General features: G+C 49.2%; 12 protein-coding genes. 8 read left to right on the top strand and 4 right to left on the bottom strand.

The genetic code is table 11. The features are described from left to right. Positions 1-45: 45 nt before the first annotated feature. The 3 genes from cbiD to I1H34_RS05170 all read left to right on the top strand — a co-directional run bounded on the left by cbiD (position 46) and on the right by I1H34_RS05170 (position 3,363). On the top strand, positions 46-1,194 hold the full coding sequence (gene cbiD / locus I1H34_RS05160) for a cobalt-precorrin-5B (C(1))-methyltransferase CbiD (RefSeq protein ID WP_212664651.1): 1,149 nt from the start codon (positions 46-48) through the stop codon (positions 1,192-1,194). 145 nt (positions 1,195-1,339) lie between these two features. Beyond that, a complete protein-coding gene (gene guaA / locus I1H34_RS05165; protein ID WP_396124548.1) occupies positions 1,340-2,965 on the top strand; it encodes a glutamine-hydrolyzing GMP synthase in 1,626 nt (541 codons plus the stop codon). 86 nt (positions 2,966-3,051) lie between these two features. Continuing rightward, entirely contained in the window at positions 3,052-3,363 is a 312-nt protein-coding gene (locus I1H34_RS05170; RefSeq protein ID WP_212664652.1) for a hypothetical protein, read from the top strand. A 30-nt stretch (positions 3,364-3,393) separates the two neighbouring features. Here I1H34_RS05170 and I1H34_RS05175 read toward each other — a convergent pair whose 3' ends face one another. Beyond that, positions 3,394-5,598, bottom strand: coding sequence for a hybrid sensor histidine kinase/response regulator (locus tag I1H34_RS05175; RefSeq protein ID WP_212664653.1), 2,205 nt, complete (start codon positions 5,596-5,598; stop codon positions 3,394-3,396). A gap of 314 nt (positions 5,599-5,912) precedes the next feature. Between I1H34_RS05175 and cobN the strand changes: the two genes are divergently transcribed. After that, positions 5,913-9,716, top strand: coding sequence for a cobaltochelatase subunit CobN (gene cobN / locus I1H34_RS05180; protein ID WP_212664654.1), 3,804 nt, complete (start codon positions 5,913-5,915; stop codon positions 9,714-9,716). A gap of 35 nt (positions 9,717-9,751) precedes the next feature. On the opposite strand, the gene I1H34_RS32710 is transcribed toward cobN, so the two are convergent. Continuing rightward, complete coding sequence (locus tag I1H34_RS32710) at positions 9,752-12,625, bottom strand: PKD domain-containing protein (protein WP_212664655.1); 2,874 nt, start codon at positions 12,623-12,625, stop codon at positions 9,752-9,754. A gap of 80 nt (positions 12,626-12,705) precedes the next feature. Here I1H34_RS32710 and I1H34_RS05190 point away from each other — a divergent pair, with 80 nt between their 5' ends. Beyond that, positions 12,706-13,209 carry a helix-turn-helix domain-containing protein gene (locus I1H34_RS05190; protein WP_249369539.1) on the top strand — a complete coding sequence of 168 codons (504 nt, stop codon included), beginning with the start codon at positions 12,706-12,708 and terminating at the stop codon, positions 13,207-13,209. 13 nt (positions 13,210-13,222) lie between these two features. Beyond that, positions 13,223-13,765, top strand: a complete 543-nt coding sequence (locus I1H34_RS05195) for an IS630 family transposase (protein ID WP_212663263.1) — start codon at positions 13,223-13,225, stop codon at positions 13,763-13,765. Here I1H34_RS05195 and I1H34_RS05200 read toward each other — a convergent pair. Then, positions 13,721-15,712 (bottom strand): G8 domain-containing protein, encoded by a 1,992-nt coding sequence (locus I1H34_RS05200; protein ID WP_212664656.1) that lies wholly within the window; start codon positions 15,710-15,712, stop codon positions 13,721-13,723. The two genes, I1H34_RS05195 and I1H34_RS05200, sit on opposite strands and share 45 nt — an antisense overlap. A 25-nt stretch (positions 15,713-15,737) precedes the next feature. Here I1H34_RS05200 and I1H34_RS05205 point away from each other — a divergent pair, with 25 nt between their 5' ends. Then, entirely contained in the window at positions 15,738-16,016 is a 279-nt protein-coding gene (locus tag I1H34_RS05205; RefSeq protein WP_212664657.1) for a hypothetical protein, read from the top strand. 516 nt (positions 16,017-16,532) lie between these two features. On the opposite strand, the gene I1H34_RS05210 is transcribed toward I1H34_RS05205, so the two are convergent. After that, positions 16,533-16,889, bottom strand: a complete 357-nt coding sequence (locus tag I1H34_RS05210; protein ID WP_212664658.1) for a TfoX/Sxy family protein — start codon at positions 16,887-16,889, stop codon at positions 16,533-16,535. 72 nt (positions 16,890-16,961) lie between these two features. Here I1H34_RS05210 and I1H34_RS05215 point away from each other — a divergent pair, with 72 nt between their 5' ends. Further along, positions 16,962-17,357, top strand: coding sequence for a DoxX family protein (locus tag I1H34_RS05215; protein ID WP_212664659.1), 396 nt, complete (start codon positions 16,962-16,964; stop codon positions 17,355-17,357). The last annotated feature ends 12 nt before the right edge of the window (positions 17,358-17,369 follow it).

A 17,369-nucleotide genomic window follows, 5' to 3' on the forward strand; every position in this document is an offset into this window, starting at 1 on the left:
AAAACATTACTGTTCTGAATGCTCTGACAAATGGAGCATTTCTTCATGACAACTCCTCCCCCCCGTTCTGGCTATACTTTACCCGTCTTTGCTTGCGCTGCTGCGATCGCAGCTTTGCATCACCTCTACGACTCCATCTCGCGATCCCAGGTAACCCTGGACTTAGTCAATCCTCAGCAATCCGTAGAGATCCTCATTGAACAGGTCTCAAGATTAGGACCTGATCAAGCCCTAGCCATTACCCGTAGCGATCCCGGCGACAATTTAGATTTAACTCGATATACCCCGATTTGGGCCCTGGTGGAATGGGCTCCATCGGACCAAGCTGAATCGATTGTTCTCATCGGGGGAGAAGGCATTGGCATTAACCAAAACCAAGGCGATCAAGCGGCCATTTATAGCTATGCCCAACAGCTCCTGCACAGAAACTTAGGGCAACATCTGCAGCCGGGGGATCGAATTCGGGTCACCCTCATCCTGCCCGAGGGGCGGGCCTTAGCTAAACGCACCTCAAATGAAGCATTTGGGGTGGTTGAAGGATTGTCTCTTTTGGGAACGTCAGGTATCTCTCAGCCCTTGAGTGCCCCCCAGCAGCTGGAGCAATTTCGGATCGAGCTCCAACAGAAAGCGATGGATCAGAACCGTCTGGTGTTTTGTGTGGGTGAGAATGGCCTAGATATTGCCCGCACCTTAGGAATTCCTCCTGAAGTCCAGATCAAAACTGCTAACTGGTTGGGACCACTGTTAGTGGAAGCTGGGCTGCAAGGCGTCTCTTCTGTTCTATTACTGGGGTATCACGGCAAGCTGCTAAAGCTGGCGGGAGGGATTTTTCAGACTCACCACCATTTGGCCGATGCTCGCTTGGAGATTCTGACGGCCCATGCCGCCAATTTAGGACTCCCCTCTCCCCAAATTCAATCCTTATTTTCTAGCCCCACCGCCGAGGCAGCGCTGCAATTCTTAATGAACTTAGATCATCAAACCCAGAGTCGTTGGGTAGAGGCAGTCTATGGGGCGATTACGCAGGGAATCGATGTGCGATCGCAAACCTACATCCATACCCATTGTGATCACACCGTCCAGGTGGGTTCTGCACTCTTTAACCGTAGCCGCCAACTGTTTGCGGTCAGCGCTTTCGGTACCTCTTTACTGAAGCGTTTTGTCAGCAACCCCCAGATTGACTTAAACTTGTAAGAATATTTATACCTATTTTTAAAGCCTCCACATATATTCTTCCATCGCTAGTTATCCATACCTCGGGTTCTAGGGTTTTCTAATTTTTTTGGTTTAACTGTTCTATCCAAACCCTGCCCCCTCATCATTCAAAGGGATATCTTCCGTGCCTTCTCAGACCCAGCAACCTCTTTCTGCTCATCCCGAGGACTCCACCTTTGCCCAGACCCCCGTCGATCGGCAAATGATTGTCATTCTTGATTTTGGCTCCCAGTACTCTGAACTGATCGCTCGTCGCATTCGAGAGACTCAAGTCTACTCAGAAGTATTGTCTTATCGCACATCCATTGAGCAGTTGCAACAGCTTAATCCCAAGGGCATTATCCTGTCTGGTGGTCCTAATTCTGTCTATGCCCAGCATGCCCCTGCTTGTGATCCTGAGATTTGGAACCTGGGTATTCCCGTTTTAGGGGTTTGCTATGGCATGCAGCTGATGGTGCAACAGCTCGGGGGGCAGGTAGAAGCCTCCGATGCAGCCGAATATGGAAAAGCCTCCCTGGTTATTGATGACCCCACGGACTTGCTGACCAACGTCGACGATCAAACCATCATGTGGATGAGTCATGGAGATTCCGTGACTGCTCTACCGGACGGGTTTAAGGTTCTAGCTCACACCACCAACACCCCCCAAGCTGCCGTTGCTAATCATGACCGCCAGCTCTACGGTGTGCAGTTCCATCCAGAGGTGGTGCACTCTCAAGGGGGACAGGCCCTCATTTGTAACTTTGTCTATCACATTTGTGAATGTGAACCGACTTGGACCACAGAAGCCTTTGTAGAAGAAGCCATTCGCGAAGTTCGGGCCAAAGTTGGGGATAAGAAAGTATTACTTGCCCTCTCTGGTGGCGTTGACTCTTCAACCCTAGCCTTTCTCCTTCATAAGGCCATTGGCGATAATTTAACCTGCATGTTCATTGACCAAGGGTTTATGCGCAAGCTGGAACCTGAACGGCTAGTGAAGCTATTCCGAGATCAATTTCATATCCCTGTGGAATATGTGATGGCTCGCGAACGGTTTTTAGAACGGCTGAATGACATCACCGATCCTGAGGTAAAACGCAAACGGATTGGCCACGAATTCATCCAAGTCTTTGAAGAAGAATCAAGGCGTCTAGGACCCTTCGACTATCTGGCCCAGGGCACCCTCTATCCTGATGTGATTGAATCTGCAGATACCAATGTAGACCCAGCTACAGGCGAACGAGTGGCCGTCAAAATTAAGAGTCACCACAACGTCGGTGGGCTACCGAAAGATCTGCGATTTAAGTTGGTCGAGCCTCTGCGGAAGCTATTTAAAGACGAAGTTCGCAAGGTAGGCCGCTCCCTGGGGTTACCGGAAGAGATTGTCAATCGCCATCCGTTTCCTGGCCCCGGCTTAGCCATTCGAATTATTGGGGAAGTTACAGCAGAGCGTCTCAATATTCTGCGGGATGCTGATTTAATTGTGCGCCAAGAAGTCAATCGGTCTGGAAACTATAGTGAATTTTGGCAAGCCTTTGCGGTTTTATTGCCCGTCCGTAGCGTCGGGGTAATGGGGGATCAGCGCACCTATGCTTACCCAGTGGTGCTGCGGTTTGTCTCTAGTGAAGATGGCATGACCGCAGACTGGTCTCGTGCCCCCTACGAACTCCTAGAAACGATTTCCAACCGCATTGTCAATGAGGTGAAGGGTGTGAATCGAGTCGCCTACGATATCACCTCCAAACCCCCTGGCACCATCGAATGGGAATAGAGAATCTAGCTATTTTTACTGTGTTTCGTCAAGCCTGTCCACAAGGGCCGATAATAGTGCTATTCAGTACAATGACACGTTAGAACATGGCTAGTGGTGAAACCACAACTCAATCGAGTGATTCCTTAGACGAGATACAACGCATCGTTTATGCGCAGGCCCAGCAATCCGAAGGAGATTCTGCTGAGTTACTACAGTTGCTGCGCTTGCTAGAAGCGATGCATCAACGCATTAGGGAAGACTTATTTATCAAGACCTTACCCACCAATCGACAAGCGCTACATAAGTTGCTCCGGGAAATAGAAGCCAAGGGAGGATGGCCTTATATTCCTCGGATGCGCTTAAAATCCCTGATGGCAAATCTTTATGCGGAGGAAGCGACTCAAGACCTGGAGTAATGAGTTGTTATGGCTTCTCTACTAGAGCAACTAAAGCACGGATGCTGACTTCAATAAAACGTTCACTTTGCGCAATAGATCCTCTGGTTGCAGAGACTTAAGTAAATAAGCATCTGCACCCAGACTCAAATACCGCTGATGATCTTTGGAAATCCCTTCCTGGGTCAGGACGATGATTTTGGTCTTATCCGTGCCAGGCAGCTCCCTCAAGCGACGAATTAAACTCAGACAGCCTTGAGCTGGCAACTGGGCATCCACAATGACGGCAATCGGCTGTAACAAGCGGATTTGGTCAATGGCAGCTGAGGCTTCAACCATCCAAATCACCTGATAGTTCGCTGCCGTCAACATATCGCACAGCAGCGTCGCATCCTCTTCATGGCCTTCTATCAGCACAATGCGTCCTGCTGATAAGGGTTGGGAAGAGGCTTCTTGCTGAAATAATGCCGATTGATTCGGTAACTGCACCGTAAAGATCGACCCTTGCCCCTCCTCTGAACTCACATCAATCCAGCCTTGATGCAGGGTCACACATTGCTGGGCTAAGGCCAGTCCCAATCCAGCCCCTTCATAGGTGCGATGATAGGACGCATCTAACTGCTGAAACTTTTCAAACAGATGAGGAAGCTGACTGGGAGAAATACCAATGCCCGTGTCTTCTACCTGAAACACAACGGTATTGGTTTCTACCCATACGCGCAACTTCACCTTCCCCCCCATCGGCGTAAATTTAATGGCGTTATCAATCAGACTGATCAGGATCTGCTGGACTCGACGCAAGTCAGCAATAAATCGATCCCGCTCTGGGGGAATCTTCAAATTAGCTTTGAGCTGCACTTGATGGGCATCCGCCTTATCTCGCATGACTTGCAAGAGCTGTTGAATCAGGGTGGTGAGGGAAAAATCACTGATGTTGAGAGTGGCTTTACCTGATTGCACATGGGAGAAGTCAAGAATGTCATTGATCAGCTCCAGCAGATGTTCACCGCTGTCATGAATCGTTTGTAAGCAACTCCGTTGTTTATCCGTCAATGGCCCTAAAGACCAGCGCAGCAGGGTGGCTGACATCCCAATTACACAGGTTAGCGGCGTGCGTAACTCATGGTTCATGGTCGCCAGGAAGTCAGTTTTGGCCTGATTGGAAGATTGGGCTGCGAGCAGTGCGGCCTGGAGTTCTTGGGTGCGGTGTTCCACCTGCTCGTCTAAGGTTTTCTTATGTTGCTGAACTTGATCATGCAAAGCAGCCTGATGGATGGCAATCGATATATGGGCAGCAATGCGCTTGAGTAAATCTTGTTCTTGAGCATGCCATTGCCGAGGCTGAAGGCATTGGTGAGCAATGCACAATCCCCAGAGTCCAGATTTGACCAAGATCGGGGTAACTAACAATGCCCTGACTTGAATAGAGTCTAGAACAGTAGCTAAGCTCTCAGAGACAGAATCATTTTGCAGAACATCATGTATCGCTAAGGTATAACCCTGCTGATATTTGAGCAAAGACTCAGGGGAAGCAATACCCCATAGCTGTTCCTGATCAGACAACACGGAGCGTAGCTCAGAAGAGGCCAAGGCTTCATGGATAACTGAGCCTGATTGAGCAGGAACCTGTTGATGAGGCTCGGTACCGGAGAGGTCAGTCGGTGGCAGTTGATAAATTAGGAGGCGATCTGCCTGGAGAAGATGACGGGTCTCTCTCACCACCATTGCCAAGAGAGGCGATAATTCTACACCTTGGCTCAGTTGAGAGATGATTTGGTGGCAGAGGCGTTCCTGAATGGCGGGTTGATGGAGGGTAACCTCATGGGATAAGGGAACTGCATCGGACCTAGGGCCTGGAGACATCGCCGCGAGGGAAAGCAGCGTAAATTGTCCCTGAAGTTTGGCATCATTATTTTTGCGAGACTGACGCTCTATCACTTCAGTAATACGCTGTTGGAGCGGGGTATCTACTGGACAACGCTGGTAGAGGCGCTGCAGAAATGTCGTAATGGCTAGGGGTTCAAAGGTCAGTTTGAGTTGAGTCTCCCCCGCTTCATAGACCAAGGCACTAAAGCTCTTTGAGGTGAGAACGGTAAACCGTTGGGTCTCCGGAACAAGCACTCCGACATCAATACTGGTGAGGAGTTTGGCAACACCAGGAATGGACCGCACCATATCGACTAGAGACGAGCCCAGTTGCGGATAGACGTGCTGCGGCAATGTATGCTCAAATATTTCGGGTGCTGAAACAGGCATTATCCAGTCTCCTGCACTTGTATCCAGCTTCCCCCAGAGAAGCCTGATGGCTCTTCAAATCAGTGGATACCTTTTCTATGACATGAACGACTTAAAGCGGCTATCGACATTCACCAACCTAAATCTACCGAGTAGAGATAAGATCATGACGGTTTAATGCCATGACTAATCTGTTTCTATCGTGAACTAGCCTAGATTGAGGAAGTTCAACTGATTTCTTTAAGGCTTTCAATTATTCGCAATATTTGCGTAGAGTCCTTCGTCATCAAGTTTACGAATCAGAGTCAAAGTTCATTGATGGAAGGAGAAACGTTATGCATCGTCTGGCCGCAATGCCTGGGGGGTGGGAGGCAGGTTCAACGGATGGGGTCATCTTTGTTGAGCAAACCCCAGCGCCCATTGTGGTGCTCACTGCAGCGGATACGGATATTCAGGTGTTGGCCCAGGCTCAAGCTCGATTACCCGATCAAGCTCCCTCTGTCCGAGTCGCCAATTTATTACAGCTCCAGCAGCAGCTCAGTATTGATCACTATGGGGAGTCTGTTTTAAGCCAGGCAAAGGTGATCATTGTCCGGCTGTTGGGAGGGCGAGCCTATTGGTCCTATGGTTTGGAGCGGGTTAAAGAAATTGTGGCGGAGACGGGAACCCATCTATACGTCTTACCGGGAGACGATCGGCCCGATCCCGATTTGATCAGCCATTCTAATGTCAGGTTGTCGGCTGTACATCAGCTATGGCAATACTTTACAGAAGGAGGGATTGATAATTGTGTGCAGGGATTGCAGTTTATTGCCCATCATCATTTTGACTCAGGACTGGACCCCTTACCTCCTCAACCTGTCCCTCGGATGGGTCTTTTCCCTACCCGCCTAGAACCACATCTTGACACCCAACCGAGGGTGGGTCTTCTGTTTTATCGCGCCCACTATTTAGCCGGTAACGTGGATGCGATCGCATCCCTATCCCAAGCCTTAACCCAGCACAATCTCACCCCTGTTCCGATTTTTGTCCAATCCCTCCAGGATCCAGCCGTGCAGGCCGAACTGGTGGAATTGCTCAACCCACCCGATCAGCCCGGTATTAGTCTCCTGCTGAATACCACTAGCTTTTCCCTGGCTAAACTGGCCGCAGAAACCCTGAATTTAGAATTGTGGGAACAGTTGGATGTTCCTGTCCTCCAGGTGATTTGCAGCGGGGGAACCGTCGAGCGCTGGCAAACGCAACTCCAGGGCTTAGCTCCTCGGGATATGGCCATGAATGTAGCCCTCCCCGAAGTGGATGGTCGGATTATCAGTCGAGCCGTCTCCTTTAAGGCAGTCCAGACCTACAATGCTCAACTCGAAACCGATGTAGTCAGCTATCAGCCCGTCGAAGACCGAATCCAGTTTGTGGCAGCATTGGCGGCGAACTGGGTGAAATTGAGGCACTGCGATCCATCAGACCGACGAATTGCCTTAATTTTGGCCAACTATCCTACCCGAGATGGTCGCCTCGCCAATGGAGTGGGCCTCGATACCCCTGCTAGCTGTATTGCTATTTTGCAAGCGATGCAGGCGGCGGGCTATACCTTAGAGGGACTCCCTACTGATGGTGATCAGCTAATTGAGTGGCTCACCACTGGGGTGACTAATGATCTAGAAGGCTGGCCCCTACGAAAAGTCTATCAGCAGCTTTCTTTAGCAGACTATGAGGCGGTATTCGCTCAATTCCCCTCGGCAGTCCAGGAACAGATGTGCGATCGCTGGGGGGCTCCCAGTCAAGCTGCCTCCGGTGGCTTCTTTGCCATTGCTGGCATCCAGCTCGGCAACGTCTTTATCGGCATCCAGCCCGCCCGAGGCTACGATCTCGATCCGAGCCTCAATTATCATGCCCCGGATTTAGAACCCACCCATGGGTATTTAGCCTTCTATATCTGGCTACGACAACAGTTCCAAACCCATGCTGTGATTCATGTGGGTAAGCATGGCAACTTGGAATGGCTACCGGGTAAAAGCATTGCCTTGTCCAACACCTGCTATCCCGAAATTGCCCTCGGTCCCTTGCCCCATCTCTACCCCTTTATCGTGAACGATCCGGGGGAAGGAGCCCAAGCCAAACGTCGAGGCCAGGCCGTCATTCTCGATCACCTGACGCCACCCCTCACCCGAGCCGAACTGTATGGCCCTCTGCAAAAGCTGGAAGCCCTGATTGATGAGTATTACGATGCCCAAAGTCTAGATCCAAGACGGCTGCCTGTGATCCGCGATCGCATTCTGGCTCTCGTTCAAACTGAACAGTTAGATCAAGATCTGGGAATTGCTCTCTCTCAAGATGACCCCACTGAATTAGAAGCCTTACTCACCCAAGCCGATGGCTATCTATGTGAGTTGAAAGAAGCGCAAATTCGCGATGGCCTCCATATTTTTGGGTCTTGCCCAGAGCAGACTCAGTTACGGGATTTAGTGGTGTCATTAGCCCGTCAACCCAGTCCTCATCATCAGGGCCTCACCCGCACTTTGGCCCAGGCTTGGCAGCTAGTATTGGATCCCTTAACTGCCGATCCAGCCCAACCCCTCACCCCTGACCAAAAAAGCGTTTTGGGCAAAAAATCAGATTCGCTACACATAATCGGAGATGCGATCGCACTTTTAGAAACTGAAGCAGCAGCATTAGTCGAACAGCTTCTAACCCCAGCCCCCGTTGACCTCTCCCAACATGCCGAGGAGCTACAAGCAGAGCTGACGTGGATTCGCGAGAGTCTACTGCCCCGGCTTTACCAAACTGATCAGGAAATTACCCATCTTCTGCGCGGACTAGATGGACGATATGTTCCCAGCGGAGCGTCCGGTGCACCGACTCGGGGACGCCCGGATGTTTTACCCACCGGGCGCAATTTTTACTCCGTTGATATTCGAGCGTTACCCACAGAAAGTGCCTGGGACGTGGGTCGCAAAGCCGCCGAAGTCTTAGTAGAACGCTATACCCAAGATCACGGTGAATATCCCCGCACCCTAGGGCTATCTATGTGGGGCACTGCTACGATGCGGACGGGTGGAGATGACTTAGCCCAAGCCCTAGCCCTATTAGGTGTACAGCCTGTTTGGGAAGGACTATCACGGCGGGTGATCGATTTTGAAGTGCTGCCCCTCTCCCTTCTGGGCCGTCCTCGTGTAGATGTCACCTTACGGATTTCAGGGTTCTTTCGGGATGCTTTTCCCAATTTGATTGATTTATTCGATCGAGCAGTGAATGCAGTGGCTAGCCTGGATGAACCCGATCACGATAACCCCCTCGTATCCCAAGTTCAGCAAGAGCAGCAATATTGGCTAGAGGAAGGAGTAAGCGCTGAGGTAGCGGAAGTGCGATCGCGCTACCGCATCTTTGGGTCTAAACCCGGTGCCTATGGGGCTGGATTACAGGGTCTGATCGAATCCCAAAACTGGACTGACGACCAGGACTTGGCTCGGGCCTATATGAACTGGAGCAGCTATGCCTATACCGCTCAATCCTCCAGCTCATCTGCCGATGCCTCTGAGCAATTTGCCCCGGAAGCCTTTAGCCAACGTCTCAGCCAAATGCAGATCGTTCTCCACAACCAAGATAATCGCGAGCATGATCTACTGGATTCTGATGACTATTATCAGTTTCAGGGGGGCTTAGCGACAGCCGTGAGGGCCGTCCAAGGGCAAAACCCAGAACTCTACTTTGGTGACCATGCAGTTCCTAGCAATCCTAAAGTTCGAAAACTCCAGGAAGAGATTGCTCGGGTTTATCGGTCGCGGGTGATCAATCCCAAATGGATTGCTGGGGTGATGCGCCACGGTTATAAAGGCGCATTTGAAATGACGGCGACGGTGGATTACCTCTTTGCCTACGATGCCACTACCCATTGTGTGGCCGACCATATGTATCAAGGGGTGGCGACGTCCTACCTATTTAATCCTCAAGTGCAAGAATTTATTCAAGATAAAAATCCCTGGGCTTTGCGAGATATGGCAGAGCGCCTGCTGGAAGCCCATCAACGAGGGCTTTGGCAGCAGGCGGAGCAGGAGACAATATCGGAGTTGCGATCCCTAGTCAACCAAGCGGAAGGCGTCATCGAGAACAAGTCATTGCCCCAGAATTATCCTTCCTCTTAGTACCGCCCAGGAAGACTTAAGGTTCTTTAGAGGCTCTAGACAAAGGTGAAGGCACTGCTGTTTAAGGTCAAGCTATTGTTATAGGCCACAACAGCAACTAGTTCATCAGTCGTCCCAGAGGTATTTAAGAAAATGGCTGTTCCGGATTGCATTCCTGCAGGAGCTGCACCTAATAGATAGTCAGTGGCTTGTCCGTGAAGCTGAATTTTATCTCCACGGGATTGATTGAACCCTTTTACCAGAGCGTAATCTCCAGCGCCTAAGGTATTATTTTGACCATCGTTATAGAACGCCTGATTGGCATCTCCCAACACAAAGGTATTAACGCCAGTCCAATCCATGAGGATGTCCTGCTCGCCACGACCTGCTTGGGCTGTCGTGGCATCGACACCCATCAACCAGTCATTCCCATTACCCCCATAAACTGAATCATTGCCTCGGCCTCCAATCAGGGTATCTTGGCCGCCCTCACCATAGAGAGTATCGTTGCCAGCATCACCGGCTAGCCAGTCATTCCCGTCTTGGGACGAGAGCAGATCATTGCCATCTCCACCATGGATGGAATCACTCCCAGCGCCACCGCCAAGGGAATCTTTCCCCTTTCCACCATAGATAAGATCGTTACCAGCAGCCCCCCAAATTTGATCATTGCCATCTTCACCCCAATGGCTATCATTGCCGAGGCCACCACCCAGGTAGTCATCCCCACTGCCTCCCCAAAGAGCATCATTCCCAGCCTCACCATGGAGGCGGTCTCGACCTATTCCTCCTCGAATCAGGTCATCTCCGTCATTACCATATAGATTATCCTCACCCTGGTCGCCTTCGAGAGTGTCATTCCCTAAAGCGCCGTAAAGCGTATCATTGCCCCAGGAACCGAGCAGTTGATCATTACCCAGCCCACCGAATAAATTATCGTCACCGCTATTACCAAAGAGTTGATCTTGGCCATCACCACCATTGAGGCGATCATTGCCATCTCCCCCCATCAACGAGTCAGTATCATTTCCCCCATTCAGGGTGTCACTCCCGGAACCGCCATACAGGGTATCATTGCCAACATCTCCATAGAGATTATCGTTCCCCCCTTCTCCTCGCAGCTCATCATCTCCTGCGGCACCATTGAGGGTGTCGTTACCGTCGCCACCGAGCAGCCAATCTTGGCCAACATCTCCATAGAGGGTATCGTTACCTGCTCCACCATTGAGGGTATCGTTACCTGCTCCGCCATTTAGGTTATCTTCCCCTATGGCTCCTTCTAGGAGATCATCTCCCTCTGAACCATACAATCTGTCATTCCCTGCATTTCCCCAGAGCGTATCATTCCCTGCTCCACCATTGAGGCTGTCATCGCCATTGCCACCGTACAAGATGTCAAGCCCCATATCTCCATAGAGATTGTCATTGCCATCTCGTCCTCGGAGAGTGTCATTATCTTTGCCGCCATTGAGCTTGTCATCGTCAGTGCCGCCGTCGAGCAAGTCGTTGCCCTCTCCCCCATACAGATCATCGATACCGGCATCACCCTGCAAGTTATCATCGCCAATTCCACCATTGAGGCTATCATCGCCACCGGCCCCACGGAGCGTGTCATTACCACCCCGTCCTTCTAGATACTGGTTGCGATCGCTGCCTCGCATCACATTATTGGCATCCGTCCCTTCAAGGAAAAAGCGGTTATCGCCACTGGGAATGGGAGAGGACGTTGGTGTTGATATGCCGTTACCAAACACCCTCACATCATCCACCCCCACAAAGTCTCCCTGATCTTTCGTCCCTCGGGTATTCACTTGGAACAGGAGAAAGTCATATCCCTGCTTGAGATCAACATTCCAGCGAAGCGATTGCCAATCAAAAGTGGTACCACCGAGGGTGACATCTGCCAGCTTGACCCGTTGCATGGGCAAAGTCCCCACTTGTTGTGGCCCTGAGGTTAGATAAAGATTATTTTCAAACTGACCGTTAACCCCCCAGAGGGTAATGTCAATATCATTGTTGAGTTTCCCTGCTCCTTCGGTATTCTTGAGTCTGAGTCCTAGGGTCTGCTTACCTCGACGGATGCGTTGGTCATAGATCACTTGAGCGAGGCCTGTTCCATAGTGGTTGGGAGTTGATAGCACCGCTGCACCATTACCAATCGAGGCATCACGTCGAATCCCATTCGTCGCTAACCAGCCTAAACCAGCACCAGAACTATTCCCTCTATAGGCAGCACCGAAAGCAGCTCCAGAACTGAAATCATTATTTGTAAAAGGGTTTAGGTAGTTAGCCCCCTGAACATTGAAGGACTTCGTTAGGGTTTGGGTTGCCCCCTGGTTGTCCCAAACCGTCAGGGTAACGTCTTGAGTACCAGCCTGGCCAAAATGATGGCTGACTTGCCGACCAAATTTATCGATTTTGCCATCATTATTGAAATCCCAACCATAGGCTGCAATCGCATTACTCCCTAAGTCCCTGGTAAGTACTTGACCGTCCGGCTTTAAGGGATCAGTATCGTAGGATGTACCGGCATCAAACGATACTGCCAAACCACCCATCTTCTTGCTATTAAATAGAGCCACAGGCAAAGCATTATTACCTGCATCAATAAAACGCGTATTGTTTATTTTCAGATTTTTGGAAAAATCATCTGGGCGCTTACCATTATCCAGGGGTGCTCCACCAATAGCTGAGATGTTGTACTTATTCTGGCTGAAATAGCTATTGTTGAGGGAAGAAGCAATAAAGTCCTGATCATGATTGAGAAATTCCGTTTTGAATCCCTCATTAAACCCCTTTACCCGCAGCTTATTGAAGTTGATATTAAAAGAGGCATGATTCTCAAAAATCCCTCTACCGCGAGGTTGATCAGGATTACCGATAATCAAGCCATTTTTGATATCCGTGTAGGAGCTGTATTGGACTTTCACCCCCGTACCCCGAACGCTCCACACTTTAAAGTCATACCAAATCCGATTTATATAACTCCGATATAATTCATAATTAGAGAATGCCAAGAAAACTGTATCTCGAACCTCATTTTTCGCCTGAGGAGCTGAAGTCTCATTATCGGGCCAGCCAAGACCCAGTAGAATCGCGCCGCTGGCATCTGCTGTGGCTCGTCAGTGAGCAAACAAAGCTAACTCAAGCAGCCCAAGTGGTCGGTCTCAACTACGATTACGCCCGAGAAATTGTTAGAGAGTATAACCGCAATGGAGCTAATGGATTACGCAACCGACGCAAAGATAAACGACCTTACCAATCTCGCAGTCTCCTGACTCAAGACCAATGTGCACAATTGTCGACTCGTCTCCAAACCCCACCTGCCGACGGTGGTCTATGGAACGGGCCAAAAGTAGCACAGGTCATCGCCCAAATGACAGGAGTTGAGAAGGTTTGGCCCCAACGAGGTTGGGACTATCTCAAGCGATTGGAGCAGTCCCTTCAATGCCCACGTCCTCATCATCGTAAAGGCGACCCAGAGGCACAAGCCGCCTTTAAAAAAACTGCCTGAGTGCAAAGCAGAATTGGAGCGACGCTATCCTGATGCTCAAGTCGAAGTGTGGTCTTTTGATGAACACCGCTTAGGCCTTAAACCCATCATTCGAAAGATCTGGGCACCTGTAGGTCAGCGTCCGATTGCTGAGGTGGACCATCGCTACGAATGGGCCTATCTTTATGGATTCGTTCACCCCGCAACAGGCGACACTGAATGGTTCATTCTGCCTCGGGTGAATGGAGAATGGTTTAATCAAGCCCTGCAAAGCTTTGCTCAGCAAGTTGGAGCGGGACAGCACAAACAGATTCTTCTCGTTCTAGATGGTGCAGGATGGCATACCTGTAAAAATCTGGTGGTACCTAAAGGCATTCATCTGAAGGTTTTACCTCCCTATTCTCCAGAACTACAGCCCGCTGAACGATTGTGGCGGCTAGCGGATGAACCAATCGCCAATCGATGCTTTGAGACCCTCGATGCTCTCGAAGATGTGCTCGAGGAGCGCTGTCGAACTTTAATGACCATGCAATCAGACATTAAAGCTCTCACTTACTACCATTGGTGGCCAGTTTGACCGATGAGATATTTCAGGGGTTAATAAGTCGGATTTGGTATCATCAATGATTGAGCGTAAATTATGAGCGGTTCGAGGGGTCGGACTATCTAGAGAGAGCTGTCCATCAAAATTGGTTTTATGAGCCCATAGATTAATGCCATCTCGGGTGTTGTAGCTCTGAAATCCCGTCAGTTGACGTAGCGGAATATCAGTGACATCAACTTCAGTTTGTCCCGTTGGGGCAACCAATGCGCGAATCGCTGGAGGCAACAAATCTACAGAGATGGTGCCTTTATCCCGAAAATCTGTTTGGGGATGAAGAGTGTCACCAAAGACTGAAATCCCGGCATCATTAGCACTAATTGCAATATTGCCGGTCATGGCGACTTGGGCAGCGCCTTGAACCCAATAGCCTTCCCCCCTAAACCCAAGGTCAAAGAGTCGGTCCCGTGTCTTTTTAGTTTGACTGATATTATTCCAGTCCACGCCAGTTGTTTTGATCGTGAGATTATTTCGCCAGGCTCCAATTTCATTACCAGATTCGGCAACAATACCAGCACCCACGACATCAAAAACCACATTGTCTTCAAGCACTGCATGGCTATCATGGTGGACAATTCCCCAGCCTGGAGTGCCGACAACAGCGTTGCCACGAGCGATGGCAGGAAGACCGTTGATATCTTCTGCACCTGTTCGATGAAAGTGCAGTCCATATCGTCCACGACGATTGTTTCCCCCACCCGATGAACCATCGACATTCGTCCCTGGATCATCAACAATTTTGCTTTTATCCGAACGACCTAAGTTATAGAAGCCGGCATTGGAAACCACAACGTCAGGATTATGCATAAACATAACGTGGGCTCGTTGCTGGGTAGGCACGGTAGCCGCATTCTCAGTCTCGAACGTAACATTCCGAGTCGTGTTGGCAACATAAAGTTTGAGCTGCCCCTGTTCAGCAATATCAGGAAACTGGTGATCAAACCGAAGCACGGTGTTATCACCAGCCGTGATGTCGTTATTGGTGAAATAAACTCGATTCCCATCAATACGAGTGATGGTTAGTTCTTCATCCTGAAACCGAGAATTATCTGCATCCGACTGGCCATAGCGATAATTAGTGCCCCCTAACACAATCTGATCGCCAATCTGCCAGCCTTTCGGCGCACTCTTGAGCACAAGAGCATTGTCTCCTGCACTCGCTTCACCTTGAAGTGCCAAGAAGTCAGTCTTATCAGCACCATAGATCCGAGCTTTACCATGACTGATCAGTCCTCGACTCAGCAGGCTTGAATCCCATGACTGATTGATAGCACCATCTGCAGTGAAGATAATTTGAGTCTTAACGCCGGCTTGAACTGGATTACTTTCTGAGCCAATCATCAGCTCACCAGACGGTGCAACCACAAAGGTATCCACCAACATTTTGGTATCTATATTATGGGCAAATTTCAAAGCCCCATCGACCCGCAAGGTCTCTAGGCGAGCATCACTCACACTGTTGTAGGTAACTGAGATGCCTTCTTTAATCAAAACATGGGCACCATTGGTTGGAACTTGGCGCCCTTGCCAGGTGGCGGGAGCAGACCAAGCCCCATTGTTAACAGCAATGTGGGTGGCTTGAGAATGCGGCACCAAATCTAGTAAGGCGCTATGAGTCGTTTGTTTACCTGGATCATGGGGATGAGCACCATGGCCAGATCCTGAAGCCATGGCCATACCTGAATGCGGGGCACCATGATTCGCTGAGGCTATGGCCATTTGAGGTATTGCGGGAGCTGCAGTCGCACTGGGGACTGTAGAGGAACTAGCCATTAAGGCTTGAGGTTGGGTTGTGGACTGTGACTGTGGTGTAGAAGGCGTCCCTGTACCTGAAAGCCCGATCACCCCTGCATTACTATCAACTTGAGAAGAAGTACCTAAAAGGTTTTTGGGCAGGGGATTTGAGTTGTGATTGCCAGCCATATTATGTCTTATCGTTTAGAGTTTCATGGGTCTTACTCAGAAGAAGAAAGCTGACTTTTTGAATGCACTGCTCTATTGCCAAATGTCAAGGAAAAGTAAGCTTAATCATGAGTTAATGGGCCTAGCTATAGATCCCCCAAACTCGATTATTTTACATAGAAAGGATGAATTTTCCGAGAATATTGGAGATGATTTATCGTTAATTGAGCAACCACAAAATTGCAAAATTGTCACGATTTATTTTTTCTATAATCTTGGTAAAACAGTTGCTTTAGATATAGATAGCTGCCTACCTAGAGAATAAAAAGCCAGGGCTCTTAGCTCCTGAAATATAGAGCAGGACAAGTTAAGCTTTCTCCTGGCACTCAGTATGGCAATACCTGGTTTGCGATCGCGTTTGAGAACAGCAACGATCGGTATAAGTTTCGTCATCGTTTTGTATAACTTAATAATAAAAGTTATACTGCAATCAAAGTATTTTCATTACAACGTTATAAATTAGCTCAATTTGATTCCTAATAGAAAATTCAGCTATCAAGATCAGAATCTTAGATATGCAATCGCGAGATAATCTGTAAGACAATTCAATTTAGCCACACTACAATTCCTCAAGAATTTGCCTGAGCATCAGGAGATCTGGCCTTTTCAATATTTCTCATTTGTAGCTTAGATCACTAAAATCTAGCTCCATAACAGGTAGAAGTCGACGATACTTCCACTCACTTCTATGGCTATGGACCATATAAACCTTCTGGTATGCCAAATATCACTAATAAAAACAGGGATCTGAGTAGCGCCTCAAGCCGATGTCCTGACAGCATTACCTAGGCGCTTTAGATTTCTTCTTAGCTTGATTGCGACGAGCAGCGTCTATCGCTGAATCCAACCACACCTTCAGTTCATCCAAATTCTCGTAAACGTCCATTGGCAGAAGATAGTAAGACATCGTAATGGGCTTATTTTTACGATCATAGACAAACGGACGGCTACCCGCCTCGACAAAAAACGATTGATTTTGCCCATCCGCTTTTAGATAAATCCGTTCATCTGCGATTAAGGCAAACATTACCCCTTCCACGTATAGACCATGTCCCCCAAACATAGATCGCGCAGACACAGGCGCTAGATAGTTGAGGCGTTCCAAGGCTGAACTGACAAATGTAGAGGATTTAGACATGGAAACATGCTTTCTCCGAAAAGATGGGTATACGGTTGAAGAGCAAGCTCACAATTTCAGATGAACCATAGCATGAACAAAACGATAGCCCGCTGGCTTCTAGCTTTAGGAGTCATTACAGCCGGAATCTTACATTGGCTGACGCCCCACCCTTTTGTCCAAATGATATCCACCTTTCTGCCTTACCCCTTGGAGCTAGTCTACATTAGCGGTTTCTTTGAAATTCTAGGCGGTGTCGGATTGCTCATTCCCCGAGTCAGTCGAGCTGCTGCTTGGGGGCTGATCCTTCTATTTATTGCTGTATTTCCAGCCAATATCAATATGGCAGTCAACGACCTTGTGATTGATGGACTTCCCCACAATCTGGTGGCCTATTGGTTAAGGCTTCCACTGCAAGGAGTCTTAATTGCATTAGCTTGGTGGTTTACAAAACCAGATTTACCAGCTAGTAGAAACTCAACAAGGTAGCCCCCAGCTCAG

Origin of the sequence: Acaryochloris marina S15 (assembly GCF_018336915.1) — a bacterium.
GTDB classification, from domain to species: domain Bacteria; phylum Cyanobacteriota; class Cyanobacteriia; order Thermosynechococcales; family Thermosynechococcaceae; genus Acaryochloris; species Acaryochloris marina_A.

Coding starts and splice junctions, on each gene's coding strand:
- cbiD (WP_212664651.1), top strand. CDS start 46: ATGACAACTCCTCCCCCCCGTTCTGGCTATACTTTACCCGTCTTTGCT.
- I1H34_RS05170 (WP_212664652.1), top strand. CDS start 3,052: ATGGCTAGTGGTGAAACCACAACTCAATCGAGTGATTCCTTAGACGAG.
- I1H34_RS05175 (WP_212664653.1), bottom strand. CDS start 5,598: ATGCCTGTTTCAGCACCCGAAATATTTGAGCATACATTGCCGCAGCAC.
- cobN (WP_212664654.1), top strand. CDS start 5,913: ATGCATCGTCTGGCCGCAATGCCTGGGGGGTGGGAGGCAGGTTCAACG.
- I1H34_RS05190 (WP_249369539.1), top strand. CDS start 12,706: ATGCCAAGAAAACTGTATCTCGAACCTCATTTTTCGCCTGAGGAGCTG.
- I1H34_RS05200 (WP_212664656.1), bottom strand. CDS start 15,712: ATGGCTGGCAATCACAACTCAAATCCCCTGCCCAAAAACCTTTTAGGT.
- I1H34_RS05205 (WP_212664657.1), top strand. CDS start 15,738: ATGGGTCTTACTCAGAAGAAGAAAGCTGACTTTTTGAATGCACTGCTC.
- I1H34_RS05210 (WP_212664658.1), bottom strand. CDS start 16,889: ATGTCTAAATCCTCTACATTTGTCAGTTCAGCCTTGGAACGCCTCAAC.
- I1H34_RS05215 (WP_212664659.1), top strand. CDS start 16,962: ATGAACAAAACGATAGCCCGCTGGCTTCTAGCTTTAGGAGTCATTACA.